This is a genomic window from Agromyces aurantiacus (assembly GCF_016907355.1).
GTDB classification, from domain to species: Bacteria; Actinomycetota; Actinomycetes; order Actinomycetales; family Microbacteriaceae; genus Agromyces; species Agromyces aurantiacus.
Genome location: NZ_JAFBBW010000001.1, coordinates 2632235 through 2658525 on the forward strand (window position 1 = coordinate 2632235; position 26291 = coordinate 2658525).

The 26291-nt window shown below is 72.5% G+C and carries 22 protein-coding genes; 8 read left to right on the top strand and 14 right to left on the bottom strand.

All coding sequences use genetic code 11. From position 1 onward, the window contains the following. Positions 1-46 precede the first annotated feature (46 nt). Positions 47-1168: a tRNA 2-thiouridine(34) synthase MnmA gene (mnmA, locus tag JOD46_RS12490; RefSeq protein ID WP_204394865.1), complete on the bottom strand. Its 1122-nt coding sequence runs from the start codon at positions 1166-1168 to the stop codon at positions 47-49. A gap of 254 nt (positions 1169-1422) precedes the next feature. On the opposite strand from mnmA, the gene arfB reads away from it, so the two are divergent. Next, positions 1423-1860, top strand: a complete 438-nt coding sequence (gene arfB / locus JOD46_RS12495) for an alternative ribosome rescue aminoacyl-tRNA hydrolase ArfB (RefSeq protein ID WP_204394866.1) — start codon at positions 1423-1425, stop codon at positions 1858-1860. Positions 1861-1875: 15 nt separating this feature from the next. On the opposite strand, the gene JOD46_RS12500 is transcribed toward arfB, so the two are convergent. Further along, positions 1876-3111 carry a cysteine desulfurase family protein gene (locus JOD46_RS12500; RefSeq protein WP_204394867.1) on the bottom strand — a complete coding sequence of 412 codons (1236 nt, stop codon included), beginning with the start codon at positions 3109-3111 and terminating at the stop codon, positions 1876-1878. Between the two features lie 50 nt (positions 3112-3161). On the opposite strand from JOD46_RS12500, the gene glgX reads away from it, so the two are divergent. Continuing rightward, a complete protein-coding gene (gene glgX, locus JOD46_RS12505; RefSeq protein ID WP_204394868.1) occupies positions 3162-5294 on the top strand; it encodes a glycogen debranching protein GlgX in 2133 nt (710 codons plus the stop codon). Continuing rightward, positions 5294-5794, top strand: coding sequence for a Cys-tRNA(Pro) deacylase (ybaK, locus tag JOD46_RS12510; RefSeq protein ID WP_204394869.1), 501 nt, complete (start codon positions 5294-5296; stop codon positions 5792-5794). Before glgX ends, ybaK begins: the two co-directional genes overlap by 1 nt. A gap of 46 nt (positions 5795-5840) precedes the next feature. On the opposite strand, the gene glgP is transcribed toward ybaK, so the two are convergent. Then, entirely contained in the window at positions 5841-8405 is a 2565-nt protein-coding gene (gene glgP / locus JOD46_RS12515) for an alpha-glucan family phosphorylase (protein WP_204394870.1), read from the bottom strand. A 153-nt stretch (positions 8406-8558) separates the two neighbouring features. On the opposite strand from glgP, the gene JOD46_RS12520 reads away from it, so the two are divergent. Beyond that, entirely contained in the window at positions 8559-10574 is a 2016-nt protein-coding gene (locus JOD46_RS12520) for a maltotransferase domain-containing protein (RefSeq protein WP_204394871.1), read from the top strand. Beyond that, positions 10571-12775 carry a 1,4-alpha-glucan branching protein GlgB gene (gene glgB, locus JOD46_RS12525; RefSeq protein ID WP_204394872.1) on the top strand — a complete coding sequence of 735 codons (2205 nt, stop codon included), beginning with the start codon at positions 10571-10573 and terminating at the stop codon, positions 12773-12775. Before JOD46_RS12520 ends, glgB begins: the two co-directional genes overlap by 4 nt. A 3-nt stretch (positions 12776-12778) precedes the next feature. Here glgB and JOD46_RS12530 read toward each other — a convergent pair whose 3' ends face one another. Together JOD46_RS12530 and JOD46_RS12535 are read right to left on the bottom strand one after the other, a co-directional pair. Then, entirely contained in the window at positions 12779-13726 is a 948-nt protein-coding gene (locus JOD46_RS12530) for a tetratricopeptide repeat protein (RefSeq protein ID WP_307835025.1), read from the bottom strand. Then, positions 13723-15579, bottom strand: a complete 1857-nt coding sequence (locus JOD46_RS12535; protein ID WP_204394874.1) for a DUF8094 domain-containing protein — start codon at positions 15577-15579, stop codon at positions 13723-13725. The genes JOD46_RS12530 and JOD46_RS12535 overlap by 4 nt, the downstream gene beginning before the upstream one ends. A 248-nt stretch (positions 15580-15827) precedes the next feature. Here JOD46_RS12535 and JOD46_RS12540 point away from each other — a divergent pair, with 248 nt between their 5' ends. Further along, a complete protein-coding gene (locus tag JOD46_RS12540; RefSeq protein WP_204394875.1) occupies positions 15828-17438 on the top strand; it encodes a DivIVA domain-containing protein in 1611 nt (536 codons plus the stop codon). Positions 17439-17465: 27 nt separating this feature from the next. Beyond that, a complete protein-coding gene (locus tag JOD46_RS12545; protein ID WP_204394876.1) occupies positions 17466-18530 on the top strand; it encodes an AI-2E family transporter in 1065 nt (354 codons plus the stop codon). 4 nt (positions 18531-18534) lie between these two features. Here JOD46_RS12545 and JOD46_RS12550 read toward each other — a convergent pair whose 3' ends face one another. The 9 genes from JOD46_RS12550 to rpsB all read right to left on the bottom strand — a co-directional run bounded on the left by JOD46_RS12550 (position 18535) and on the right by rpsB (position 25437). Beyond that, positions 18535-19272 carry an alpha/beta hydrolase gene (locus tag JOD46_RS12550; RefSeq protein ID WP_204394877.1) on the bottom strand — a complete coding sequence of 246 codons (738 nt, stop codon included), beginning with the start codon at positions 19270-19272 and terminating at the stop codon, positions 18535-18537. Between the two features lie 11 nt (positions 19273-19283). Further along, positions 19284-19592 (bottom strand): Rv1322 family protein, encoded by a 309-nt coding sequence (locus tag JOD46_RS12555; RefSeq protein WP_204394878.1) that lies wholly within the window; start codon positions 19590-19592, stop codon positions 19284-19286. Between the two features lie 47 nt (positions 19593-19639). Continuing rightward, positions 19640-20335 carry an aggregation-promoting factor C-terminal-like domain-containing protein gene (locus tag JOD46_RS18615; RefSeq protein WP_307835026.1) on the bottom strand — a complete coding sequence of 232 codons (696 nt, stop codon included), beginning with the start codon at positions 20333-20335 and terminating at the stop codon, positions 19640-19642. A 256-nt stretch (positions 20336-20591) separates the two neighbouring features. Then, positions 20592-21146, bottom strand: a complete 555-nt coding sequence (locus tag JOD46_RS12565) for a DivIVA domain-containing protein (protein WP_204394879.1) — start codon at positions 21144-21146, stop codon at positions 20592-20594. A 20-nt stretch (positions 21147-21166) separates the two neighbouring features. Beyond that, positions 21167-22153: a phosphatidate cytidylyltransferase gene (locus JOD46_RS12570; RefSeq protein ID WP_239562746.1), complete on the bottom strand. Its 987-nt coding sequence runs from the start codon at positions 22151-22153 to the stop codon at positions 21167-21169. 8 nt (positions 22154-22161) lie between these two features. Further along, on the bottom strand, positions 22162-22716 hold the full coding sequence (gene frr, locus JOD46_RS12575) for a ribosome recycling factor (protein WP_204394880.1): 555 nt from the start codon (positions 22714-22716) through the stop codon (positions 22162-22164). Between the two features lie 30 nt (positions 22717-22746). Beyond that, positions 22747-23478, bottom strand: a complete 732-nt coding sequence (gene pyrH / locus JOD46_RS12580) for a UMP kinase (RefSeq protein WP_204394881.1) — start codon at positions 23476-23478, stop codon at positions 22747-22749. Between the two features lie 177 nt (positions 23479-23655). Beyond that, the gene (gene tsf, locus JOD46_RS12585; RefSeq protein WP_204394882.1) at positions 23656-24486 is read right to left on the bottom strand and encodes a translation elongation factor Ts; all 831 of its coding nucleotides are present in this window, start codon (positions 24484-24486) and stop codon (positions 23656-23658) included. 27 nt (positions 24487-24513) lie between these two features. Then, entirely contained in the window at positions 24514-25437 is a 924-nt protein-coding gene (rpsB, locus tag JOD46_RS12590; protein ID WP_204394883.1) for a 30S ribosomal protein S2, read from the bottom strand. Between the two features lie 282 nt (positions 25438-25719). Here rpsB and JOD46_RS12595 point away from each other — a divergent pair, with 282 nt between their 5' ends. Next, entirely contained in the window at positions 25720-26277 is a 558-nt protein-coding gene (locus JOD46_RS12595; RefSeq protein WP_204394884.1) for a M23 family metallopeptidase, read from the top strand. Positions 26278-26291 lie beyond the last annotated feature (14 nt).

Here is a 26291-nt window from a genome sequence, read left to right on the forward strand (position 1 = left end):
CATGCGGCGCGGCTGGGGCGCAGCGAGGACGGCCGCCGAAGCCGTCTCAGGCGTCGGCCGGAACCGCACTCACGGTGCGGTCGATCGTGCACTGGCCGAGCACGCGCGTGCCGACGTACACCACCGCCGTCTGGCCCGGGGCCACGCCGTCGAGCGGGACCTCGGGCGTCACGACGAGCTCGTCGCGCCCCGACGCATCCGTCGCCACGCGGGCGCTCGCCGGCACCGGCTCGGCGTGCGCGCGGATCTGGACCTCGCACGCGAACGGCTCGGCGGGCTCGACCGGCGGACGGCCGGCCCAGGTGAAGCGCGAGCCGGCGATCTCGGCGATCGCGAGCGCCTCCTTCGGGCCGACGACGACCGTGTTCTCCTTCGGGCGCACCTCGAGCACGAAGCGGGGCCGCCCGTCGGGCGCGGGCGTGCCGAGCCGAAGGCCCCGGCGCTGGCCTACCGTGTAGGCGTGCGCGCCGTCGTGCGAGCCGACCACGGCACCCGAGCGATCCACGATCTCGCCCGGCGCGATGCCGACCTTCTCGCCGAGCCAGCCGCGCGTGTCGCCGTCGGGGATGAAGCAGATGTCGTGCGAGTCGGGCTTCTGCGCGACCGACAGGCCGCGGCGCGCCGCCTCCTCGCGCACGAGCTGCTTGGAGGGCGTGTCGCCGAGCGGGAAGTACGCGTGCGCGAGCTGCTCGGCCGTGAGGACGCCGAGCACGTACGACTGGTCCTTCGCCCACGCGCTCGCGCGGTGGAGCTCGCGGTGGCCCGCGGCATCCGTCACGATGGTCGCGTAGTGCCCGGTGCAGACCGCGTCGAAGCCGAGCGCGATCGCCTTCTCGAGGAGGGCGGCGAACTTGATGCGCTCGTTGCAGCGCATGCACGGGTTCGGCGTGCGACCGGCGGAGTACTCGGCGATGAAGTCGTCGACGACGTCGGCCTTGAACCGCTCGGAGAAGTCCCACACGTAGTACGGGATGCCGAGCACGTTCGCGGCGCGCTGCGCGTCCATCGAGTCCTCGATCGTGCAGCAGCCGCGGCTGCCCGTGCGGAGCGTGCCCGGCATGCGGCTGAGCGCCAGGTGCACGCCGACCACGTCGTGGCCGGCGTCGACGGCGCGCGCGGCCGCGACGGCGCTGTCGACGCCGCCGCTCATCGCTGCCAGGACTCGCATGGGTTCCAGTCTACGAACCCGGTCCTGAGCGGATGCCGCGCGCCCGCGCCGCCGCCCGCCCATCGCCCCGCCGCCCCGCGCCGCGCACCCGCTCGCGACTCGCCGGGAATCGACCCATACGCCGGGCGTTTCGGTCGATTTCCGGCGACTCGATGCCGGCGAAGTGCGACCCGGATGCCGCGCCCGGGCGCGCGGGCGGCACGCCGACCCATTCGGAGGCGCAGGCATCCCCCGACCCGGAGGATGATGGGTGCATGCCCGCTGCGCACCGCCCCGGTCTCCGGGTCGACTCCGGGCTCACGATCCCAGAGTCGGAGCTGTCGTGGCGGTTCTCGCGGTCGTCCGGCCCGGGCGGGCAGGGCGTCAACACCGCCGACTCGCGCGTGGAGCTCACGTGGAGCGTGGCCGGCTCCGACGCGCTCTCGCCGCTCCAGCGGCAGCGGCTCCTCGAGCGCCTGAGCGGTCGCCTCGTCGACGGCGTGCTCACGATCGCGGCATCCGAGCACCGGGCGCAACTGCAGAACCGGAGTGCTGCGCGCGCTCGGCTCGCCGCCGTCGTCGCCGACGCGCTGCGGCCGCCGTCGCCGTCACGACGTCCGACCCGCCCGAGTCGCGGCGCGAAGGAGCGCCGCCTCGATGCGAAGAAGCGGCGTACCGAGGTCAAGCGCCTGCGTCGCCCCCCGCAGGACTGACCGTCGAGGTCGCGCTCAGCGGTCGAAGCTCGTCGCCCGGGCGGCCATGCCGGCGCGCGCCGCGCGCTCGTATGCCGCGGGGAGCGCCGCGAGGAACGCGTCGACGTCGGCCTCGGTCGTCGTCCAGCCGAGCGTGATGCGCAGCGCGCCGCGCGCCTCCTCCTCGGTGCGGCCCATCGCGAGCAGCACGTGCGAGGGCTCGGGCACGCCCGCCTGGCAGGCCGACCCCGTCGAGACCGCCACGCCCGCGGCATCGAGCAGGAAGAGCAGCGAGTCGCCCTCGCAGCCCGGGAACGCGAAGTGCGCGGTGCCCGGCAGCCGACCGCCGGGCTCGGGGTCGCCCGAGAGCCGCGCGTCGGGCACGGCCGACGCGACGCCCGCGACGAGCCGGTCGCGCAGCCGCGACATCCGCTCGTTCTCCTCGTCGCGTCGTGAGACCGCCACGCGCGCCGCTGCCGCGAATCCCGCCGCAGCCGCGACATCCTGCGTGCCCGAGCGGATGCGTCGCTGCTGGCCGCCGCCGTGCAGCAGCGGCTCGAGGCGCGTCGAGCGGTCGAGCTCGAGCGCCCCGACCCCGACCGGGCCGCCGATCTTGTGGGCCGACACGCTGATCGCGACGAGCCCGGCGCCCGCCGGCGCGTGCGTCTCGCGGCGCAGCGCGTGCAGGTCGATCGGGACGTGCCCGTACGCCGCGACGGCGTCGAGGTGCAGGGGCACGCCGGCGCGGGCGGCGAGCCCCGCGACCTCCCGCACGGGCTCGATCGTGCCGACCTCGTTGTTGGCCCAGAGCATCGTGACGAGGGCGACGGATGGCGCGTCGCGCTCGAGCGCCGCGGCGAGCGCGTCGACGCGGACCCGACCCAGCCCGTCGAGCGGGATCTCCTCGACCTCCGCCCCCTCGAGCCCGGCGAGCCACTCGACGGTGTCGATCGTGGCGTGGTGCTCGCCCGCGGGCACGAGGATCCGGCGAGCGCCCGTCTCCAGGCGCCGCCGCCAGAAGAGGCCCTTGATCGCCAGGTTCACCGCCTCCGTGCCGCCCGCCGTGAAGACGACCTCGATGGGGTCGACGCCGAGCGTCGCGGCGACCTGCTCGCGCGACTCCTCGAGCAGGCGGCGGGCGCCCTGCCCGGCGCTGTGGATCGAGGACGGGTTGCCCACGAGCCGCAGGGCCTCGGTCATCGCCTCGAGCGCCTCCGGGCGGATGGGCGTGGTCGCGGCGTGGTCGAGGTAGACGGTGCCGGCCTGCGGCATCGGGCACCTCCTCACGGGGATCCGCGTCCCCACGAACTACTGTAGTTCGCATGTCTTCGGCCGATCCGCTCCACGACCTGGGCGTGCGCACCGGACCGGACGGCGGCACGATCCGCGTCTGGTCGGCGCACGCGACCTCGGTGGAACTGGTCGTCTTCGACCCCGACGACCTCGACTGGGCGACCAGCCGCACTCGGCTCGAACGCGACGCCGACGGCGTGTGGACGGCGACGTCGCCCGACCTCGTGCCGGGCGCGCGGTACGGCCTGCGCGTCGACGGCCCGGCGGGGATCGAGCACGCGTTCAACCCGGTGCACACGTTGCTCGACCCGTGGGCGCGCGGGCTGCATCAGGCCGCAGACGGGTCGTGGCGCGGCGTCGCGCTCGACTCGCTGGACTCGGAGGGGTTCGACTGGGGCGGCGTCGCGAAGCCCCGCGTGGCGCTGGACCACACCGTGGTCTACGAGGCGCACGTGCGCGGCTTCAGCCGGCTCAACGATCGCATCCCCGAGGCGCTGCGCGGCACCTACGCCGGACTCGCGCACGACGCGTCGCTCGAGTACCTCACGGACCTCGGGGTCACGACCGTCGAACTGCTGCCGGTGCAGGCGTTCGTGCCCGAGGAGCGGCTCGTGCGCCAGGGCCAGGTCAACTACTGGGGCTACAACACGCTCGGCTTCTTCGCCCCGCACACGCCCTACGCGAGCGCCGCCGCCCAGGCCGGCGGTCCGGCGGCCGTCCGCCGCGAGTTCGCCGGGATGGTCAAGCGTCTGCACGAGGCGGGGCTCGAGGTCGTGCTCGACGTCGTCTACAACCACACCGCGGAGGAGGGCCGCCAGGGCCCGACCTACAGCTTCCGGGGGCTGGACAACGCCTCGTACTACCGGCACGACGTGCACGGCCGGTACGTCGACACGACGGGGTGCGGCAACACCCTCGACTTCGGGCACGAGGCGCCCGTGCGGCTCGTGCTCGACTCGATGCGCTACTGGGCGGAGGAGCTCCAGGTCGACGGGTTCCGCCTCGACCTCGCGGCGACCCTCGGGCGTGACGAGCTCGGCGCCTACTCCCCCGATCATCCCCTGCTGCGGGCGATGCTCGCCGATCCGGTGATCGGCGCGGGCAAGCTCATCGCCGAACCGTGGGACGTCGGCCCGTTCGGCTGGCAGACCGGCAACTTCGCACCGGGGTTCACCGAGTGGAACGACCGCTACCGCGACCGCATGCGCGACTTCTGGCTCGGCGACCTGCGCCGCGAGCGCCACGGCGAGGCGGGCAGCGGCATCGGTCGGTTCGCGACGCGCCTCGCCGGATCGGCGAACACGTTCGCCCACGAGCGCGGGCCGCTCGCGAGCCTCAACTTCATCACCGCGCACGACGGCTTCACGCTCGCCGACCTCACGGCCTACGACGTCAAGCACAACCTCGGCAACGGCGAGCACAACCGCGACGGCGCCGACCACAACAACTCGTACAACCACGGCGTGGAAGGCCCGACCGACGACCCGGGCATCGCCGCGGCGCGCCGTCGCAGCATCCGGAACCTGCTCGGCACCCTGCTGCTCTCGGCGGGCGTGCCGATGCTCACCGCCGGCGACGAGTACGGTCGCAGCCAGCGCGGCAACAACAACGCGTACTGCCACGACTCCGAGCTGACCTGGCTCGCGTGGGACCCGGCCGAGCGCGACGGCCCACTCGAGGCGACGGCGCGCCACCTGCTGGCCCTGCGCCGCGAGAACCCCGCGCTCCGCCCGGTCCGCTACGGCCGCTTCGGCGAGAGCGTGCCGAGCGCGTCGCAGATGGACTGGTACAACGCCGACGGCGAGACGATGACCATCGACCACTGGAACGACCCGTCGCAGCGCACGCTGCAGTTCGTCGCGGCCTCGACGCCCGAGTTCGAGGCGTACAACCGGATCCTGCTCGTCGTGCACGCCTCCGAGACCGAGAGCGCCGTGCTGCTGCCCGAGCACCCGGGCGTCGACGACTACGAGCTGCTCTGGGACTCCGCACGCGAGCAGCCCGACGGCGACCTCGGCACGCGCTTCGCACCCGGCGAGCGGATGCCGGTGGCGCCGCAGTCGATGCGCCTGTTCCGCGCGCACGGCGAGCCCTCGCCTGCACCCGTGGCCGCTGCGGCGGACGAGCGACCCACCGGGAACGACCACGAGGCCCAGGGCTGATGGCCAAGCGAGCGGATGCCTCGGCCGGTACGCCCGCGACCGTCGCGCTCACGCGCGCCGGGATCCCCTTCACGGCGCACGCGTACGAGCACGACCCGCGGGCCGCGGCGTACGGGCTCGAGGCGGCTGAGAAGCTGGGCCTCGACCCGGCGCGCGTGTTCAAGACGCTGCTCGCGACGGTCGACGGCGCGCTCGTCGTCGGCATCGTCCCGGTCGCCGACCAGCTCGACCTGAAGGCGCTCGCCGCGGCGCTCGGCGGCAAGCGCGCCGATATGGCCGACCCCGCGCTGGCCGAGCGCAAGACCGGGTACGTCGTCGGCGGCATCAGCCCCGTCGGCCAGAAGACGGCCCTGCCGACGGTGGTCGACGAGACCGCGATCCTCTGCGAGACCGTGTTCGTCTCGGGCGGCCGGCGCGGCCTCGACCTCGAGCTCGCGCCCGACGACCTGCTCGCCGTCACGAACGGCCGCTACGCCCCCATCGCCCGCACCCGCCCCTGAGGGTCGCGGGTCGAGGAGGCGCGCCTGCTCGACCCGCAGCACCCGCTCAGGTCGCCGCGGCGACCAGCCCGAGCTCGGCGGTCGAGAGGAGCAGCGGATGCCGTGGGACGACGCGCACGGTGTACCCGAACGCGCCCGCCCGGTCGAGCGTGATCGTGCCGACGTAGACGCGCGTCGCGCCATCCGTGTTCGAGACGCCGTCGGGCTCGAGCAGGGCCACGCGCGCGTCCTCGATGCGGTCGTCGCCGTGCGAGTGCCCGTACACGACCTGGACGGCGACGTCGTCGGGAGTGAGCCAGCCGAGCGCCACGTGCGCGCGCAGGTGCAGCTCGTCGCCGACGTGCGGCGTCGCCTCGACCCCGCCCGATTCGACGTGCGAGACGTGCACGCTCGGCCACGCGGCCCGCACGCCCGCGACCCATTCGGCGAGCTCGCGCGCGGGCTTCGCGCCGTTCGCGCCGACGAGCGCCGCGTGCTCGGCTGCGGGGCGATAGAGCCGCTCGACGTACTCGCGCACCATCCGGTCGGCGCCGAGCTCCGGCGAGAGGTTCGCGAGCGTGCGCCGCACGCGCGTCATCCACTCGGTGGGCACGCCGTCGTGGTCGCGGTCGTAGAAGAGCCGCGTGATGCGGTGCTCGATGAGGTCGTAGAGGGCGTTCGCCTCGAGGCGGTCGCGCTCGGCGGGATCGGGCGCGGCATCCGCGGTCGGGATCACCCAGCCGTGGTCGTCGGCGGCGTACTCGGCCCACCATCCGTCGAGGATCGAGAGGTTCAGCGCGCCGTTCATGGCGGCCTTCATGCCCGACGTGCCGCACGCCTCGAGCGGGCGCAGCGGGTTGTTCATCCAGACGTCGCAGCCCGGGTAGAGCGTCTCGGCCATGCCCATGTCGTAGTCGGGCAGGAACACGATTCGCTCACGCAGCTCCGGCCGCTGCGCGAACTGCACGAGCCGCTGGATGAGGCGCTTGCCTTCCTCGTCGGCGGGGTGCGCCTTGCCGGCGATCACGAACTGCACCGGCCGGTCGGGGTTGGTGAGGATCGCCGCGAGCCGCTCCGGGTCCTGCAGCATGAGCGTCAGCCGCTTGTAGGTCGGCACGCGACGCGCGAAACCGATCGTGAGCACGTCGGGATCGAGCACGCGGCGCACCCAGTCGGGCGCGACGGCGCCGGCGTGCTGGTCGGCCCAGGCGGCGGCGAGCCGGCGGCGGGCGTCCTCGACGAGCTGGAGGCGCATGCCGCGCTTGACGCTCCACAGCTCGGCGTCGCTCACCGCGGTGCTCAGCCAGTCGGCGTGCTCGGTGTCGCCCGTGCCGAGCCGCTCCTCGGCGAGCTCGAGCAGGGCGGGGTCGGTCCAGGTGGGCGCGTGCACGCCGTTGGTGATCGACGTGATCGGCACCTCGTCGGCGTCGAAGCCCGGCCACAGGCTCGCGAACATCGAGCGGCTCACCTCGCCGTGCAGCTTGGAGACGCCGTTGGCGTGCTGGGCGAGTCGCAGGCCCATCATGGCCATGTTGAACGCGCTCTCCTCCGCCGCGACGCCGGGTTCGAGGCCGAGCGGCAGCGCGTCGGCGGGGTCGATGCCGGGCAGCAGCCCCGACTCGAGGTAGCGGGCGACGAGCGCCCGGTCGAAGCGGTCGATGCCCGCGGGCACCGGCGTGTGCGTCGTGAACACCGTGCCGGCGCGCACGAGCTGCAGCGCCTCGCCGAACGCGAGCCCTTCGCCGATGCACGCCGAGATGCGCTCGAGCCCGAGGAAGCCGGCGTGGCCCTCGTTCATGTGGAAGACGTCGGGGAAGGCGCGCCCCGTCAGCTCGCTCCAGGCGCGCAGCGCCCGCACGCCGCCGATGCCGAGCAGCAGCTCCTGCTGCAGGCGGTGCTCGCCGCCGCCGCCGTAGAGCCGGTCGGTGACCTGCCGCAGGTCGTCGTCGTTGGCGGGGATGTCGGTGTCGAGCAGCAGCAGCGTGACTCGGCCGACCGCGACCTGCCAGACCCGCGCGTGCAGGCTGCGGTCGTCGGGCACCGCGAGCGTGACCTGCACCGGCGTGCCGTCGGCGCGGCGCAGCACCGACAGGGGCAGCCCGTCGGGGTCGAGGGCCGGGTAGCGCTCCTGCTGCCAGCCGTCGGGCGCGATCGCCTGGGAGAAGTAGCCGGCCTTGTAGAACAGGCCCACCGCGACGAGCGGCACGCCGAGGTCGGAGGCCGCCTTGAGGTGGTCGCCGGCGAGGATGCCGAGCCCCCCGGAGTACTGGGGCAGGGCCGCGGCGATGCCGAACTCGGGCGAGAAGTACGCGATGGTCCTCGGGGTGTCCGCTCCGAGCGACTGGAACCACCGGGGCTCGCTCACGTACGTGCGCAGCGCGTCGCGCTCGCGCTCGGCCCAGGCGACGAAGCCGTCGTCGTGCGCGAGCTCCTCGAGTCGGCGCGCGTCGACGTCGCCGAGGAACGCGATCGGGTCGCGCTCGGAACGTCGCCAGCCGAGCGGATCGATGTGCTCGAACAGCCGGCGGGTCGGCTCGTGCCACGACCAGCGGAGGTTCGCAGCCAGCTCCTCGAGGGCGCTGAGCTGCGGCGGCACCACGGCCCGGACGATGAACTTGCGGATCGGCTTCACGGGACCACCCTAAGCGGGCGCGTGTGTCGGCGAGGTGAACGGAGGTCACGATCAGGTCGCGGACCGCGGTGCCACGGCAAGCGCGTACAGTCCGGCCGTCACACGCCCGAACCCGGCCTGCCGTTCGCATGGCATCCACGCTACGGTCGGAACGTGACCAGCCGTCCCGTTCGTGCCGGCCGGATCCCCGTGACCCGGCTCACGCCCGCCCTGCCCGATCCGCGATGGAACCCCAAGGCGTTCTCCGGGGAGGTGGTCCCGTTCCGCGCCACGGTGTTCCGGGAGGGGCACGACCTGGTCGGGGCGATGCTCGTGCTCGCCGATCCGTCGGGGGCGGTGCAGCGGCATCGGATGTCGCCGCTGGCCGCCGGCACGGACCGCTGGGAGGCCTCGGTGCGGCTGGACGCGCTCGGTACGTGGCGCTGGCACGTGACGGGCTTCGGCGACGAGGTCGGCACGTGGATCCACGACGCCGAGGTGAAGATCGACGCGGGTGTCGACGTCGAGCTCATGTACGAGATCGGCGCGCGCCTGGCCGAACGCGCCGCGGCGCAGCCCGAGCGGCCCCGGGCGGTGCGCACGCGCCTCGGCTCCTTCGCGGCGGCGCTGCGCGACGCGTCGGCCGAGCCGTCCGCCCGCCGGGCGCTCCTCCACGACCCGGTGCTGGCCGAGTTCGACGTGCGGCCGCTCGCGCGCCTCACGAGCGACTCGGAGGAGCACGAGATCCTCGTCGAACGGCGCCGTGCGGGCGTGGGCTCGTGGTACGAGTTCTTCCCGCGGTCCGAGGGCGCACGGCAGCTGAAGAAGGACGGCTCCTGGAAGTCGGGCACGTTCCGCACGGCCCAGCGACGGCTCGACGGGGTCGCCGCGATGGGCTTCGACGTCGTCTACCTGCCGCCGATCCATCCGATCGGGTTCGCGTTCCGGAAGGGCCCCAACAACACGCTGACCCCGGGCCCGCACGACCCGGGCTCGCCGTGGGCGATCGGCGCGGCGACGGGCGGTCACGACGCCGTGCACCCCGACCTCGGCACGCTCGCGGACTTCCGCGCCTTCGTGCGCCGGGCCGGCGCGCTCGGCATCGAGATCGCGCTCGACCTGGCGCTCCAGGCCTCCCCCGACCACCCCTGGGTGGGCACGCACCCCGAGTGGTTCACGACCCTGCCCGACGGCACGATCGCGTACGCCGAGAACCCGCCGAAGAAGTACCAGGACATCTACCCGATCAACTTCGACGACGACTTCGAGGGCCTCGTCACCGAGGTCACCCGCATCGTGCGGCACTGGATGAAGCAGGGCGTGCGGATCTTCCGCGTCGACAACCCGCACACGAAGCCGCTCATGTTCTGGGAGCGGCTCATCGGCGACATCAACGCGACCGACCCCGACGTGGTGTTCCTCGCCGAGGCCTTCACGCGCCCGGCGATGATGCAGGCGCTCGCGATGGTGGGCTTCCAGCAGTCGTACTCGTACTTCACCTGGCGCAACACCAAGCAGGAGCTCGAGGAGTTCCTGACGAGCGTGTCGCAGGAGACGGCCGACTTCATGCGGCCCAACCTCTTCGTCAACACGCCCGACATCCTCACCGAGTACCTGCAGTTCGGCGGTCCGGCGGCCTTCACCGTGCGCGCCACGATCGCGGCGACCGCCGCGCCCACGTGGGGCGTCTACTCGGGATTCGAGCTGTTCGAATCGGTCGCCCGCCCGGGCGCCGAGGAGGCCATCGACAACGAGAAGTACGAGTACAAGCCGCGCGACTTCGCCGCGGCGGAGGCCGAGGGCCGGTCCCTCGCGCTGTACCTCGGCATCCTCAACCGGATCCGCGCCGAGCACCCCGCGCTCGGCCAGCTGCGCAACATCCGCTTCCACTTCAGCGACGACGACGCCGTGCTCGTGTACTCCAAGCACCTCGAGGGGCGCTTCATCGACGGTCGCGCCGACGACGACCACGACACGATCATCGTCGTCGCGAACGTCGACCCCCACTCGGTGCGCGAGACGACGGTGCACCTCGACCTCGCGGCGGTCGCCCTCGAGCCCGGCGGCACCTTCGCCGTCGAGGACCTCGTCACGGGCGAGCGCTGGCACTGGGGCGAGCACAACTACGTGCGGCTCGACGCCTTCACGCAACCGGTCCACATCCTGCGAGTGATTCGAGGCGCGTCATGACCGACATCTCCCCCGTCCAGGCGCCGCCGGTGTCCGACGACCTCCTCCGCGCGGTGGCCGAGGGCCGCCACCACGACCCGCACGCGGTGCTCGGCCAGCACGGGTTCGACGCGGCCGGGCACGGCGGCGCGCACACCGTCATCCGCGTGCGGCGGCCGCTCGCGGCATCCGTCGACGCACTGCTCGACGACGGCACCGAACTGCCGCTCGAGCACGTGGCGCACGGCGTGTGGGCCGGCGCGGGCGAGTTCGGCCCGACCGGGTACCGCGTGCGCGCGCGCTACGACGACGGCAGCCAGTGGACCAGCGACGACCCGTACCGCTACGCCCCGACGATCGGCGAGGTCGACCTGCACCTCATCATCGAGGGCCGGCACGAGGAGCTGTGGAAGGTGCTCGGCGCGCACCACCGCGAGTTCCCGTCGGTCACGGGGCCGTTGCGCGGTGTCTCGTTCACCGTGTGGGCGCCGCGCGCCCGCGCCGTGCGCGTCGTGGGTGACTTCAACCGCTGGGACGGCACGGGGCACGCGATGCGCAACATGGGTGCGAGCGGGGTGTGGGAACTCTTCGTGCCCGACGTCGAGCCCGGCACCGCCTACAAGTTCGAGATCCTCGCGCAGACGGGCGCGTGGACGATGAAGGCCGACCCCATGGCCCGCCGGGCCGAGGTGGCGCCGGCGACCGCCTCGGTCGTCGCGACCAGCGACCACGAGTGGGGCGACGGCGAGTGGATGTCGCGGCGCGCGCACGCGAACCCGCATGAGCTGCCGATGAGCATCTACGAGCTCCACCTCGGGTCGTGGCGACCCGGCAAGGGGTATCGCGACGTCGCCGACGAGCTCATCGAGTACCTCCAGTGGCTCGGCTACACGCACGTCGAGTTCCTGCCGCTGGCGGAGCATCCGTTCGGCGGCTCGTGGGGATACCAGGTCACGGGCTACTTCGCGATCACCTCGCGGTTCGGCAGCCCCGACGACCTCAAGTACCTCATCGACCGCCTGCACCAGGCCGGCATCGGCGTGATCATGGACTGGGTGCCCGGCCACTTCCCCAAGGACGAGTGGGCGCTCGCCCGGTTCGACGGCGAGCCGCTGTACGAGCACGCCGACCCGCGTCGCGGCGAGCAGAAGGACTGGGGCACGCTCGTCTTCGACTACGGCAACCCGCGCGTGCGCAACTTCCTCGTGGCGAACGCCCTGTTCTGGCTCGAGGAGATGCACGTCGACGGCCTGCGCGTCGACGCGGTCGCCTCGATGCTCTACCTCGACTACTCGCGCGAGGAGGGCGAGTGGCTGCCGAACTGGTACGGCGGGCGCGAGCACCTCGAGGCGATCGGCTTCCTGCAGGAGGCCACCGCGACGGCCTACAAGCGCAACCCCGGCGTGGTGATGATCGCCGAGGAGTCCACGAGCTGGCCCGGCGTCACGGCGCCCACCACCTCGGGCGGCCTCGGCTTCGGCTACAAGTGGAACATGGGGTGGATGCACGACACCCTGCAATACATCCAGCGCGACCCGATGTACCGCGCGCACCACCACGGCGAGCTCACCTTCTCGTTCCTCTACGCGTTCAGCGAGCACTTCATCCTGCCGATCAGCCACGACGAGGTCGTGCACGGCAAGGGGTCGCTCGTGCGCAAGATGCCCGGCGACCACTGGCAGCAGCTCGCGAACACGCGCGCGTACCTGGCGTACATGTGGGCGCACCCGGGCAAGCAGCTGCTCTTCATGGGTCAGGAGTTCGGCCAGCTCTCCGAGTGGAGCGAGGAGCGCGGACTCGACTGGTGGATCCTCGACCAGCCCAGCCACCGGCAGCTCGCCGAGCTCGTCGGCCGGCTGAACCGCACCTATCGCGAGACGCCCGCGCTCTGGCAGCTCGACGACGACTCGGCCGGATTCGACTGGGTCGAGGGCGGCGCGGCCGACCTGAACGTGATCGCGTTCCTGCGCTACGACCGCGACGGCCGGCCGCTGCTGTGCATCGTGAACTTCGCCGGTCGCCCGCACGAGGGGGTCCGGCTCGGCGTGCCGTCGGCGGGCCGCTGGCGCGAGGTGCTCAACACGGATGCCGCGGAGTTCGGCGGCTCGGGCGTCGGCAACCTCGGCGGAGTCGACGCGGTCGACGAGCCGTGGGCCGGCAAGCCCGCGTCGGCGACGTTCACGCTGCCGCCGCTCGCGGCGGTGTGGTTCCAGCCCGAGTAGGGCTCAGTACAGGAGCATCGCGAGCCGTCGGCGTGCCGCCCCGACCCGAGGATCCTCCGCGCCGACGACCTGGAACAGCTCGAGCAGGCGCTCGCGCACCACGTTCCTCCCGGCGGGATCGAGCGTCGGGAAGAGCTCGAGCAGCCGATCGAACGCGTCCTCGACGTGCCCGCCCGACAGGTCGAGGTCGGCCACGTCGAGCTGCGCGTCGAGGTCGGCCGGGGCGGCGGCCGCCCGGTTGCGGATGGCGTCGAGCGTCTTGCCCTGCAGTCGTCCGAGCAGGTTCGCCTGCGCGAGCCCGGCCATGGCGAGCTCGTCGCGGGGGTCCTGCGCGATCGCCGTGCGGTAGGCGGATGCCGCGGCCGCGAAGTCGCCCCGGTTGATCGCGTCGAACGCCTCCTGGTGCAGGGGCGGCAGCGGCTCCTCGGCGGGCTCCGACGCCTCGACCGCCTCGTCGCCGGCGGGGACGCGGCCCGTGACGCCGTTGCGCTCGGCGATCTCGAGCAGCTGGTCGAAGACCTGCTCGATGACGTCGTCGGGCTGCACGCCCTCGAACAGCGGGACGGGCTGCCCGCCCACGAGCGCGACGAGCGTGGGGATGGCCCGCGCCTGCAGCGCCTGCACGAGCTGCGGGCTCCGGTCGGCATCGGCCGCGGCCAGCACGAGACGGCCCTCGCGGGCGGTCACGAGCCGCTCGAGCGTCTCGACGAGTTGCGCGGACTGCTCGCTCCAGGACGCCCAGAGCACGACCACGACCGGCACCGAACGCGAGAGCTCGAGGACCTGGCCGAACCCCTGGTCGTCGGTCGCCACGACCACGCCCGACGGTGCGTCGGTGCGCGGGCCGTGCGCGGCATCCGCGGCTCGGCGCTCGTCGCGGTGCACGAGCGCCGACAGGTCGACGGCCCCGCGGAGGTTCGCGGGCTGCTGCGGGGGGACGGCGTTCGTCACTGGACCTCCGATGCTCCGATGAGGGACTCCGACCATCCGAGCAGGCGGATCTTCTCGTCGGAGCCGATGGCGGGGACGTAGAACATCAGCTGGATGCCGATCACGCGCTGGACCCCCTTGGCGCTCTTGTCGTCGAAGCCGGACAGCGCCGCGGCGGGCTGGCCCGACTTGAACCCGACGGTACCACCGTCGTTCGGGGTCACCTTCTCGGTCTGCTTGATCGAGACGGTCACGAGCGCGCCGGAGTCGTTCGTGGCCAGCGCGACCGTCGGGCTGTCGCCCGGCGCGTTGGAGAACGCCACGTCGGCGGTGTCGGGCAGTGCGTCGGCGATGGCCTTCTGCCCCTCGACGCCGAGCTGTGCTCGCACGGTGTCGCCCTCGGGGTCGAAGAACTGCGCGAACTCGGACTCGTCGCCCTTCAGCAGGACGTCGCCGTAGGCCGGCGCCACCTGCCCGGTGGGCATCACCAATCCCTTGAACTCGGGGTTGATGGGCGGCGCGCCGATGCTGGCCGGCGCGACCTCGGGCACATCGGCGTCGGGCACCAGGGCGGTCGCGTAGAGCACCTTGTAGTTCTCGCGCGGACTCTCCTGGCGAAGCACGAGGGCGGTCGGCGCGACGGTCTCGTCGTCGCTGTTCTTCGCGATCGTGAGGACCGTGCGGGGCCAGCCCGTGGCCTGCTGGGGCAGGGTCAGGGTGAGCGGGGCGGCGGGGATCGCCGGGAGCGCGGGGTGGTCGGCGAGCGTGGCGCGGATCGCGTAGTTGGCCTTGCGGGCCTCGAGGGCCGGACCGGTGAATCGCTCGGGGAGCCGCTTGCTGTCCCGAGCCTCGTCGACCTCGGTCGTGAAGACCGCGACGCTGCGCATGATGCGCTCCATCTGGGGCACCGTCACCGCCGGGACGATCTCGGGGGTCTCCGCGGCGTCGCCCCCGTCGCCAGGCTCGTCCGTCGCGGCGGGCGTGGCCGGTGCGGTGGTCTCGGGCGCCGACGAGAGGTCGGGCCAGTAGTCCGCCGAACACGCGGAGAGCGCGAGCGCGGGCACGAGCAGCGCGGGGACGAGCACGACGCGGCGCGCCCGCCCGCTCGACCGGCGCGGCCCGCCGGCCGCGGCGCTGCGCTGCGCCCGCGACGGCCGAGGCGCGCGCATGAGCTTGCCCTTGGGTCCCTTCGGCAGGTTGCGGCGCGGGCCGCGCGAGCGACGGTGCGCGAGGAACCCGGAGATCACGAGGCCGACGCCGATCAGGAAGACCAGCGCGCCTCCGGCGATCAGCGGACCCGCCCACGGGGTGGAGTTGTCCAGCGGCCAGGAGACCACGATCCGGCCGGGCGCCGGCTCGGTGCCATCCGACGCGAGGATCACCGAGATCCCCTCGGGCACGTCGATCGTGGTCGTGAGCGTGCGCTCGGCCGTCACCTCGTCGAGCCAGAGATCGCTGCCCGCCGGCGAGACCGCGGGCTCGGCCGCCTCGTCGGCGGCACCCTCGGCATCGGTCTCGGGCGCGGTGGGCGTGTCGTCCTCGACCGGAGTCGCGACGACGGTCTCGCTCACCAGGTCGCCGGTCTCGGCGTCGTAGCCGACGGAGACGTACGGGTCGTCGCCGATCCACGCGAGCACGTCGTCGGTGCGCCCGTAGGCGAAGAAGACCGTCGCCGCCCCGGACACGGTGATGGTCTGCTTGCCCGGGTTCGCCGCGAGGGCGTCGGGCTGGAGCACGATGTAGTCCGCCTGGTTCTCGACGACCGTTCCGAGCGAGACCCGATCGGGCTCGAGGAACACCGTCCGCTGGGCGATGCCGACGCCGATCATCACGGCCGCGGCGGCGAACGCCAGAATGGCGAGAACGAATCTCACGCAGTTACCTCCAGGCCGCGCGCGCGGCATCCGACAAAGACACCCAACACTACCGACGGTGTCTGGGAGTCTCCTAACGGCTCACTGGATGCGCGCGGCCTCGGACGACCGTCGCGAACCCCGCGGCATCCGGCGGTCACAGGACGGACACGAGGCGGGCGCCGGCGCCCGCCCGGCCGTATGATCGGAGTCGACCCGCGCGCCCCCACAACCCCCCACATCGCGGGACACGGACCCCGGAGGAAGAATTGGCCGTCGAAGAGACCGAGTTCACGCAGGTATTCCGCGGATACGACAAGGACGAGGTCGACCGGAGCATCAACGCGCTCCGTCGCGAGATCATCGCCGCGAACAACGCGACCGGCGAGACGCAGAAGGAGAACAAGCGCCTCCTCGCCCGCATCGAGGAGCTCACCGCGGAACTCGAGGAGGTCGGCAGCCCCACCTTCTCCGGACTCGGCACCAAGCTCGAGAACACCCTCCGCGTGGCCGAGGAGCAGTCCACGCGCCTCATCGCGCAGGCCGACATCGACGCCGAGAAGCTCCGCCGCGCCGCCGAGGACGAGGCGCACCTCATGCGCTCCGACGCGCACGAGCTGGCCGAGCGCACCCTGTCGGAGGCGCGTGCGCAGGCCAACCGCCTGCTCGAGAACGCCCGCGCCGAGGCCGACGACATGGTCGCGCGCGCGCAGGAGGCGAGCGAGCAGTTCCGCGAGGATGCCAACCGCGACGCCGCCGCCATCCGCGGCACCGCCTCCACCGAGGCGGCCGAGGCGCGCTCGACCGCCAAGCGCGAAGCCGCCGCGCTCGTCGCCGAGGCCGAGCGCAAGGCCGCCGAGATGCTCGTCGCCGCGAACACCGAGGCCAACGAGGCCCGGGCCGCGGCCGCCGGCCTCCAGGAGGAGACCGAGCAGACGCGCGCCGAGGTCGCGATCGAGCTCGACCAGAAGCGCGCCGAGCTCGCGCGCGAGACCGAGCAGGCGCGCATCGACCTGGCCCGCGAGACCGAGCAGGCCCGCCTCGACCTCGAGCGCGAGACGGCCGAGGCGCACGCCGCGATCGAGGCTGAGATCGCCGAGCGCCGCGCGGTGCTCGAGCACGAGCTCGAGCAGGCCCGCACCGACCTCGAGCGCGAGCTCGCGGCCGAGCGCGCGAAGCTGGAGGAGCAGCGCGAGCAGACCGTGGTCGACCTCAAGCGCGAGTCCGAGACCTCGCGGCTCAAGCTGCAGAACGAGCTCGAGCGCATCCGCGCGAAGCACGCCGCCGAGCTCGACCAGATGCGCGCCGACCTCGCGCTCGAGCAGGAGCAGGCTCGCGCCGACTTCGAGGCCGAGGCCGAGCAGGCGCGTATCGACCTGGACAACCAGCTCACGTCGATGAAGAAGAAGACGACGCACGAGGTCAACCGGATGCGTCGCGAGATCGAGCGTGCCCGCATGGACCTCGACGCCGAGCTGGCCACCAAGCGCGACGAGGCCGAGCAGGAGCTCCTCGCCGCCCAGCAGCAGGCCGCCGAGCAGACCAAGAAGTTCCTCGCCGACGCCAACGCCGAGCTCGAGGAGGCCATCGCGCGCACCAACCAGAGCCGCGCCGAGGCCGAGCGCCTCGAGAGCGAGGTCCGCACCGAGGCCGCCGCGTCCCGCGAGAAGGCCGACGAGGAGGCGCGCGAGCGCGTCGCCGCCGCCCACGCGCAGGCGCGGAAGCTCATCGCCGACGCCGAGGAGCGGACGCGTGCGCTCGTGGCCGACGCCGAGGACCGGCTCGCGCAGATCAAGATCGAGCGCGACGCGGTCGCCGGCTACTTCGAGAGCCTGCGCGGCGTGCTCACGCAGGCCGAGCAGGTCGCGAACCGGAAGTAACGGGACAGGACAGGTCGGGGCGCGTCGGTGAGGATCCAGAACGCGTTCCGGCTTGCCCTGGTCGGCACGCTCGGCGTCGGCGTCGGACTCCTGATCCTCTCCGCCGTCGCGAACCTGTCGACGATCCTCACCTACATCGGAGCAGCACTGTTCCTGGCCCTCGGCCTCGAGCCCGCCGTGAGCGGGCTCGAGCGCCGGGGGCTTCCCCGTTGGGCGGCGATCCTGGTCGTCATCCTCGGCGTGGCGGTGGTGGTCGCCGCGCTCCTGCTCGCGGTCATCCCGATCATCGTCGACCAGATCGCGGAGCTGATCGCCCAGATCCCGGGCATCGTCGCGCAGCTGAACCGGGTCGACTGGATCGAGTGGCTCCAGCAGCAGTTCCCGCTGCTGAAGATCGACGAGATCAGCGAGCAGGCCGGCGCCGCGCTCACCGAGTTCTTCACCAACCCCGACAAGCTGAGCGAGCTGCTGGGCGGGGTGTGGGCCGTCGCCATCGCGATCGGCGGAGGCGTCTTCGCCGTCATCGTCGTGGCCGTGCTGACGGTGTACTTCACCGCGTCGCTCGACACGATGAAGCGGGCGACCTACCAGCTCGTGCCGGCATCGCGGCGGGCCCGCTTCGCCGACCTGACCGAGCAGATCACGCAGTCGGTGGGCCGCTACGTGATCGGCCAGGTCTCCCTGGCGGCCGTCAACGGCTTCCTGAGCTTCGCGTTCCTGTCCATCATCCGAGCGCCGTTCCCGGCGGTGCTCGCCTTCATCGCGTTCCTCTTCTCGCTCGTGCCGCTCGTGGGCACGCTGACGGGCTCGATCATCATCGTGCTGATCTGCCTCATCCCGGGGATCGGGTCGCCGCTCACGGGCCTCGTCGCCGCGATCTACTACCTGGTGTACATGCAGGTCGAGGCGTACGTGCTCTCGCCGCGCATCATGAGCCGCGCGGTGAAGGTGCCCGGCGCGGTCGTGGTCGTCGCGGCGCTCGCGGGCGGCGCGCTGCTCGGGATCCTCGGCGCACTGGTCGCCATCCCGATCGCGGCCGCCGTCCTGCTCATCATCAAGCAGGTCGTCATCCCGCGGCAGAACGAACGCTGACGCGCTACGCGCCGGGCGTCGAGACCGACCCGGCGGGCCACTGCGTCGGCAGCGGAAGCGCCGCGGGATTGACCGCGCGCACGATCTCCTCGAGCACCCGACGCGTCTGCGATTCGCCCACCCAGAGGTGTTTGCCGCCTTCCACGTCGATCCGCGTCAGGTGCGGCAGGCCCGCGAAGCGCTGCGCGGCCTCGGCGGGCTTCAGGTAGTCGTCGTGCTCGGGGATCAGGGCCACCAGCGGAACGGGCGCGGCACGCCATCTCGCGAGCTCCTCGTCGCTCGTCCGGTGCAGCGGAGGCGAGAGCAGGATCGCCCCCGCGATGCCGTGGTCCAGGCCGTACTTCAGCGCCAGCTCGGTGCCGAACGACCAGCCGACGAGCCACGGCGCGGGCAGGCCGCGCTCGTGCACGAACCCCATCGCCGCCGCGACATCCGCACGCTCGGCCACGCCCTCGCCGAACGTGCCCTCGCTCGTCCCGCGCGCGGACGTCGTGCCGCGCGTGTTGAAGCGGAGCACGGCGAGCCCCGCGAGCGCGGGAAGGCGCGCGGCGGCCTTGCGGATGATGTGTGAGTCCATGAAGCCGCCGGCGGTGGGGAGCGGATGCAGCGTCACGAGCGTCGCGACCGGGGCGCGGTCGACCGGGGTGGCGAGCTCGCCGACCAGGCGCAGGCCGTCGCCGGTGCGCAGCTCGATCTGCTCGCGGTGCGCGGGAAGCTCGACGCCCGCCCTGATCTCGGTCATCGTCTCATCCGTCACGTCGGTCCGATCCTCCAGCAGTGGATGTGCCAGTGCCGCCTCGAGGCGAGGTCGGCGGCGTCGCCCAGCACGCCGTCGGCGCGCCAGGCGACCAGGTGCGCGATTCCCGGCTCGATCTCGAGCCCGCAGCCCGGGCAGAGGTAGGCCTTCACGGCCTGCCGCTCGCTCACCGGCTGCACGTTCCATTCGCGGCCGCCGCGCACCTCGGTACGGCGCCAGCCGGCCGTGAGGCTCGCGACGTCGAGTTCTGGATGCGGCGCTCGCGACTTGGCCGCGCGACCACGGGAACGGTGCGAGCGGGCCATGCCCCCAGTCTACGGGCGGCACTCGCGCGGCCAGGCGCGGCCGCGACTCAGTACCAGCCGACGCTCTGGGAATGCCCCCACGCGCCGCAGGGCGTGCCGTAGCGGCCCTGGATGTAGCCGAGGCCCCATTCGATCTGGGTGGCCGCATTCGTCTCCCAGTCGGCCCCGGCCGTGGCCATCTTGGATCCGGGCAGCGCCTGCGGGATCCCGTACGCGCCGCTCGAGGCGTTGTAGGCGTTCACGCGCCAGCCGGACTCCTTGTTCCACAATGCGACGAGGCAGTCGAACTCGGTGCTCGGCCACCCCCGCGCCGCGACCGCACCGGCCGCGTACGCCTGGGCGGAACCGGGGTCGGGCACGACGGCCGGCGGCGCCCACGCGGCGGACTCGGCGGGCTCGGGCTCGGGCTCGGGCTTCTCCTCGACGAGGTACCCCTCTGAGGCGACGGATGCCGCGGCGACCTCGCCGTCGACCGCGAACTCCTGGACCGACTGGCCGCCGAACCGATCGGCCGGGGTCCAGGTGGCGGAGGCGGTCGCCCCGGAGTACGGGTCGACGATGTTGACGAGCAGGAAGCTCACCGACGCGGCGAACGCGCACACGACCGTCGCGGCCTGCTTGACCCGTCCCGCGGTGCGGGCGCCGCGGCCGGGCGCGACCGCGGCGGTCGTGCCATGCGGGCGCGGCCGGGGCGCGGGGTCGTCGCGGCGCATGCCGGCGGGTCGAACGGGAGCGGATGACACGCCCGCGGAGGATGCCGGAGCGGATGACGCGGAAGCGGATGGCGCGGAAGCCGATGACGCGGGACCGGACCACGCGGAAGCCGCTGACGCCGGAACGCGCGGCGCCGGTGCGGACCACGCAGGAGCGGGCGGCGCGGGCACGGACCACGGGTCGCGTGCGACATCCATCGGCGTCTCGCCGTACTCACCCGAATGCCTGCCCACGATGGCATGAGCATATCGGAGGGACGGGCCGGCGAGCGAACCGCCGCGGGGGTCAGCGCACGGCGAGCATGACGTCGACGACGGCGTCCAGGACGAGATCGACCTGGGACTCGCGGTAGCCGCCGCGCTGGGCGGTGAACACGACCCCGCGAACGTCGTCGATCGCGATGGGCCAGCCGTCGCGGAAGTACCGGAGGAGCCGGTCGGCGAAGCGATCGACCTCGTGCACGTCGTAGCCGAGCGCGAGGACGCTCACGCGGTCGAAGCGCTCGCCCTCGGGACGGGCGAGGCGGTTGGCGACGACCTGCGCCGTCGTGCGCGCCTCGGCCAGCCAGGCGTCGTCGCCGTGCAGCCGCGAGGCGATCTGGCGCTCGCGGTACGCGAACGCATCCTCCAGGCGCTCCATCGCGGCGTCGACGTGCGTCGTCGAGTAGCCGCCCTTCTGCATCGAGAAGGCCGTGAGGCGGATGCGCTCGGCGTCGAGTTCGGGGTCGTCGGGTCGGGCGGCGCCATCGTACGCGCGGCGTGCGCGCTGCAGGAACTCCTCGACCTCGGTCGTCTTGTAGCCCAGCTGGTTCCTGCGGGCACGGGGGAACGTGGCATCCACCGCACCAGTATCGCGCACGATCACCCGAACAACCGGAACGCCGCGTACGCCACGGCCGCCGAGGGAAGGATCGAGTCGAGCCGGTCGAGGAATCCCCCGTGGCCGGGCAGCCACGAGCTCATGTCCTTGATGCCGAGATCGCGCTTGATCAACGACTCGGCGAGATCGCCGAGCGTGGCCGTCAGCAGGATGATCGCGCCGAACACCAGGCCGAACCACCACGGCTGCCCGAGCATGAAGAGCGCGAGGATGACGCCGGCGACGAGGCTCGCGAGCGCCGCGCCACCGAATCCCTCCCACGTCTTCTTCGGGCTGATGACGGGCGCCATGGGGTGCTTGCCGAACGCGAGGCCGAACGCGTAGGCACCCGTGTCGGTGGCGACCGCCGTGATGATGAAGGCGAGCGTCCACCACTGCCCGCCGTCCGCCGCGGTGAGCACGACGGCGAAGGTCGCGAGGAAGGTCACGTAGCCCTGCACGAACAGGCCGGCGCCGAGGTCGCGGGCGAGCCCCATCGAGCTGCCGGCGCGGATGCGCGGGATCGCCTGCTCGACCAGGCGCCAGGTCACGACGAGCACCATGCCGCCGAGCACCGCGACCAGTTGGCCGGCCCCGCCGCCGTAGTACGCGGCCGGTACGGCGGCGACCGCGGCGACGACCGTGGGGATGCGGGGCACGAGGTACCCGCCGTGCCGGAGGGCCGCCGCGAGCTCTGAGCTGGCGAACGCGGCGACGACCACCGCGAACACCATGAACAGCTCCTTGACCACCAGGAGGCTGAGCAGCAGCGATCCGCCGAACACGACGCCGATGACGATCGCGAGCAGCAGGTTCCGTCCAGTGCGCGCGTTGATGCGCTCCTGCGCCTGGTCGAACTGCGCGCGGGACGTCTCGAGCTGACGCTCGAGGTCGATGCGCGCCTGGTGCATCGACTCACGGAACTCGGATCGCGCCGGATGCCGCTCGTCGCCGGCGCCCGGATCCTCCCCGTCGGGGACGCCTGTCATGATGGGCCCTAGACCTCGAGGAGTTCGGCTTCCTTGCGCTTGAGCGCCTCGTCGATCTGGTCGACGTGCGTCTTCGTGACGTGCTCGAGCTCCTTCTCGCCGCGAGCCACCTCGTCGTCGCCGACCTCGCCCTTCAGCGCATCGAGGTCGTCCTTGGCCTTGCGTCGGATGTTCCGGACGGACACGCGAGCGTCCTCCGCCTTCGACCGCACGATCTTCACGAACTCCTTGCGACGCTCCTCGGTGAGTTCGGGGAGGGTCACCCGCACGATGTTGCCGTCGTTGGTGGGGTTCGCGCCGAGGTTCGGGGTGTCGCGGATCGCCTGCTCGATGTCCTTGAGCGCGCTCTTGTCGTAGGGCGTCACCACGAGGGTGCGGGCCTCGGGGTTCTGCAGCGAGGCGAGCTGCGAGAGCGGCGTGGGCGTGCCGTAGTAGCTCACCATGATCTTCTGGAAGAGCTGCGGGTTCGCGCGCCCGGTCCGGACGGACGCGAAGTCGTCCTTCGCGACCTCGACGGCCTTCTGCATGCGTGCACTTGCTTCGGACAGTACATCCGCGATCACGGGGACTCCTTCTCTCGGGCTCGGGCCAGTCTATCGAGCGAGGGCCGGTTCGCCGTTGCTCACGACGGTGCCGAGTTCCTCGCCCAGGATGGCCTTGGTGACGTTGCCGCTGGGCTCCATGCCGAACACGAGCATCGGCATGCCGTTGTCCATGCAGAGGCTGAACGCGGTCGAGTCGACCACCTTCAGGCCCCGCTGCAGGGCCTCCTGGTAGCTGATGCGGTCGAGCTTGCGCGCGTCGGGATTGGTGCGCGGGTCATCCGTGTAGACGCCGTCGACGCCGTTCTTGGCGACGAGCACGACGTCGGCGCCGATCTCGAGCGCGCGCTGCGCGGCGACCGTGTCGGTCGAGAAGTACGGCAGGCCCGCGCCGGCGCCGAAGATGACGACCCGGCCCTTCTCGAGGTGCCGCTCGGCGCGGCGCGGGATGTACGGCTCGGCCACCTGGGTCATCGAGATCGCCGACTGGACGCGCGTCTCGGCGCCCGCCTGCTCGAGGAAGTCCTGGAGGGCGAGCGAGTTCATGACCGTGCCGAGCATGCCCATGTAGTCCGCGCGGCCGCGATCCATGCCGCGCTCGGAGAGCTCCGCGCCGCGGAAGAAGTTGCCCCCGCCGACCACGATCGCGACCTCGACGGTGCGTGCCGCATCCGCGATCTCGCGGGCCATCGCGCTGACCACGTCGGGGTTGACCCCGAGCGCGCCGCCGCCGAACGCCTCGCCCGAGAGCTTGAGCATGACCCTGCGCTTGTGTTCCGTCATCGCCGAACCGATCCTTCCCCTCTGGGAGTCAAAACTAGTGCGTCGCCGGTCCCCGGCGCAGCGCCGGGTCCCGACCGGGCCGACCCGGCCCGGATCGTCCGGTCGCCGTTCCACCGGCGTCCGGACACAGCAAAGGAGTCCGGATCGCCGAGGCGATCCGGACTCCCCTGTCGCAACTTACGCGCCGACCTTGAAGCGGGCGAAGTCGGTGACCGTGAGGCCGGCGTCGGAGACGACCTTGCCGACATTCAGCTTGTTGTCCTTGGCGTAGTCCTGCTCGAGCAGCGCGACCTGCTTGAAGAACGCACCGAGGCGACCCTCGACGATCTTCGGGAGGGCGGCCTCGGGCTTGCCCTCCTCGCGGGTGATCTGCTCGACGATCGTGCGCTCCTTCTCGACCGCCTCGGCCGGGACGTCCTCACGCGTGAGGTACTCCGGCGCGGCGAACGAGATGTGCTGGGCAATCGAGCGCGCCGTGTCGGCGTCGGAACCGGTGTACCCGAGCACCACGCCGACCTGCGGGGGCAGGTCCTTCGAGGTCTTGTGCAGGTAGATCGAGAAGCTCTCGCCCGTGACGAGGCGGACGCGACGCAGCTCGACCTTCTCGCCGAGGATCGCGGCGTCCTCGGAGATGACGTCGGCGACGGTCTTGCCCTCGGCCGGCGCGGCCAGGGCGGCCTCGACGGTCTCGGCGCGAGACGCGGCGACGGCCGCGAGCACGCGGTCGGCGAGCCCGACGAACTTGTCGCCCTTGGCGACGAAGTCGGTCTCGCAGGCCAGCTCGATGAGGGTGGCGGTGCCGTCGCCGTTGTCGACGGCGGCGACGAGGCCCTCGGCGGTCGAGCGGTCGGCACGCTTGGCGTTGCCCTTCGCGCCCTTCAGGCGGAGGATCTCGACGGCCTTCTCGAGGTCGCCGTCGGCTTCGACGAGCGCGTTCTTGGTGTCGACCATGCCGGTGCCGAGGCGCTCGCGCAGGGTCTTGACGTCTTCGAGGGTGAAGTTGGCCATATCAGGCAGTCTCCTGGACTCGTGGTCTTACTTGGACTCGGCGGCGGCAGCGCCCGCGGCGTCGGCCTCGGACTCCGTCGCGGCGACCTCGGCGGCCGCCTCGTCGACGACCTCCGCGGCCTCGGCCTTCGCCTCGGTCTCGGTGCCGGCGACCTTCGCCGTCTCGGCCGACGACTGCGCGGGGGTCTCCGCGGCGCCGGCCTGCAGCAGCTCCTGCTCCCACTCGGCGAGCGGCTCCGCCTCCTCGCCCTCCTCGGGCTTCTGGTGGCGCTGGATCAGGCCCTCGGCGGCGGCGTCGGCGATGATGCGCGTGAGCAGGCTCACCGAGCGGATCGCGTCGTCGTTGCCGGGGATCGGGTACTGGACCTCGTCGGGGTCGCAGTTGGTGTCGAGGATTCCGATGACGGGGATGCCGAGCTTCTTGGCCTCGTCGATCGCGAGGTGCTCCTTCTTGGTGTCCACGACCCAGAGCGCCGACGGCGTCTTCGAGAGGTTGCGGATGCCGCCGAGCGACTTGTGCAGCTTGTCGAGCTCGCGCTTCTTGAGGAGGAGCTCCTTCTTGGTGAAGCCGCTCGTGGTGCCCTCGAAGTCGAGCTCCTCGAGCTCCTTCATGCGCGCGAGGCGCTTGGAGACCGTGGTGAAGTTGGTGAGGAGGCCGCCGAGCCAGCGCTGGTTGACGTAGGGCTGGCCGACGCGGGTGGCCTGCTCGGCGATCGACTCCTGCGCCTGCTTCTTGGTGCCGACGAAGAGGATGGTGCCGCCGTGGGCGACCGTCTCCTTGACGAAGTCGTAGGCCTTGTCGATGTAGGCCAGCGACTGCTGGAGGTCGATGATGTAGATGCCGGAACGCTCGGTGAAGATGAAGCGCTTCATCTTGGGGTTCCAACGGCGTGTCTGGTGCCCGAAGTGGACGCCGCTGTCGAGCAGCTGGCGGATGGTGACGACGGCCATGGCCGTTCTCCTTCTGTTCTCAGTTGTCGCCCCGGCCGGCGGCCGGAAGCCCTGGTGCCCGGCACGGCTCCGCCGGCTCGCGCTTCGGGAGCGCGGAGCGGGACTGAGTGGAGTCGGTGGCCGAATGGGCACGCGTAGTCGCCCCGACAGGCGGGGCGCTTCGCACATGCTATCACGCGCGGGGCCCGCACTCCGGTCCTCCACAGGAGCGTGCGGACGCACCGCCGGCACCGATCCCGCGGGGTCCCTCGCGACGGATGCCGCGGCGCGCATGATCCACGCATGCCCCGAGCACCTCGTCGTCCCGCCCGTCACACGCTCGTCCTCGCGGCCGTGCTCGCGATCCATCTCACGTTCACTGCGGCGGAGCCATCCGCAGCGCGCGACCCGGCTGAGATCAGCCCCTCGCCGTCGCCGATCGACGTGGACCCGGCATGGGCCTGGCCGGTCGGGCCGCCGGTGCGCCTCCTCGCGCCGTTCCGCGCGCCGGCGACGCCGTACTCGGCCGGCCATCGCGGGATCGACCTCGCCGCGGCTCCGGGCGGCATGGTCCGCGCGCCGGCCGACGGCGTCGTGTCGTTCGCCGGGCCGGTCGCCGGGCGTCCGGTGCTCTCCATCGCGCACGGCAACGGCATCGTGAGCTCGATCGAGCCGGTGGCCGCCTCCGTCGCGGCCGATGATGCGGTGCGCGAGGGCGAGGTCGTCGGCGTCGTCGGCGTCGGCGGACACTGCGACGGGGCCTGCGTGCACGTCGGGGTCCGGGTCCACGGCGAGTACGTGTCGCCGCTGCTGTTCCTCGGCGGCGTGCCGCGCGCGGTGCTGCTGCCGCTCGGGGGGTGATGCGGCGGCACCCC

What these genes read in the sequence shown, in the direction of transcription:
- JOD46_RS12555 (WP_204394878.1), bottom strand. Translation starts at nt 19,592, where the DNA reads ATGGCCCGCTCGCACCGTTCCCGTGGTCGCGCGGCCAAGTCGCGAGCG.
- tsf (WP_204394882.1), bottom strand. Translation starts at nt 24,486, where the DNA reads ATGGCCAACTTCACCCTCGAAGACGTCAAGACCCTGCGCGAGCGCCTC.
- mnmA (WP_204394865.1), bottom strand. Translation starts at nt 1,168, where the DNA reads ATGCGAGTCCTGGCAGCGATGAGCGGCGGCGTCGACAGCGCCGTCGCG.
- JOD46_RS12500 (WP_204394867.1), bottom strand. Translation starts at nt 3,111, where the DNA reads ATGCCGCAGGCCGGCACCGTCTACCTCGACCACGCCGCGACCACGCCC.
- glgX (WP_204394868.1), top strand. Translation starts at nt 3,162, where the DNA reads ATGTCTTCGGCCGATCCGCTCCACGACCTGGGCGTGCGCACCGGACCG.
- glgB (WP_204394872.1), top strand. Translation starts at nt 10,571, where the DNA reads ATGACCGACATCTCCCCCGTCCAGGCGCCGCCGGTGTCCGACGACCTC.
- arfB (WP_204394866.1), top strand. Translation starts at nt 1,423, where the DNA reads ATGCCCGCTGCGCACCGCCCCGGTCTCCGGGTCGACTCCGGGCTCACG.
- rpsB (WP_204394883.1), bottom strand. Translation starts at nt 25,437, where the DNA reads ATGGCCGTCGTCACCATCCGCCAGCTGCTCGACAGCGGCGTCCACTTC.
- JOD46_RS12570 (WP_239562746.1), bottom strand. Translation starts at nt 22,153, where the DNA reads ATGACAGGCGTCCCCGACGGGGAGGATCCGGGCGCCGGCGACGAGCGG.
- pyrH (WP_204394881.1), bottom strand. Translation starts at nt 23,478, where the DNA reads ATGACGGAACACAAGCGCAGGGTCATGCTCAAGCTCTCGGGCGAGGCG.
- JOD46_RS12595 (WP_204394884.1), top strand. Translation starts at nt 25,720, where the DNA reads ATGCCCCGAGCACCTCGTCGTCCCGCCCGTCACACGCTCGTCCTCGCG.
- ybaK (WP_204394869.1), top strand. Translation starts at nt 5,294, where the DNA reads ATGGCCAAGCGAGCGGATGCCTCGGCCGGTACGCCCGCGACCGTCGCG.
- JOD46_RS12550 (WP_204394877.1), bottom strand. Translation starts at nt 19,272, where the DNA reads ATGACCGAGATCAGGGCGGGCGTCGAGCTTCCCGCGCACCGCGAGCAG.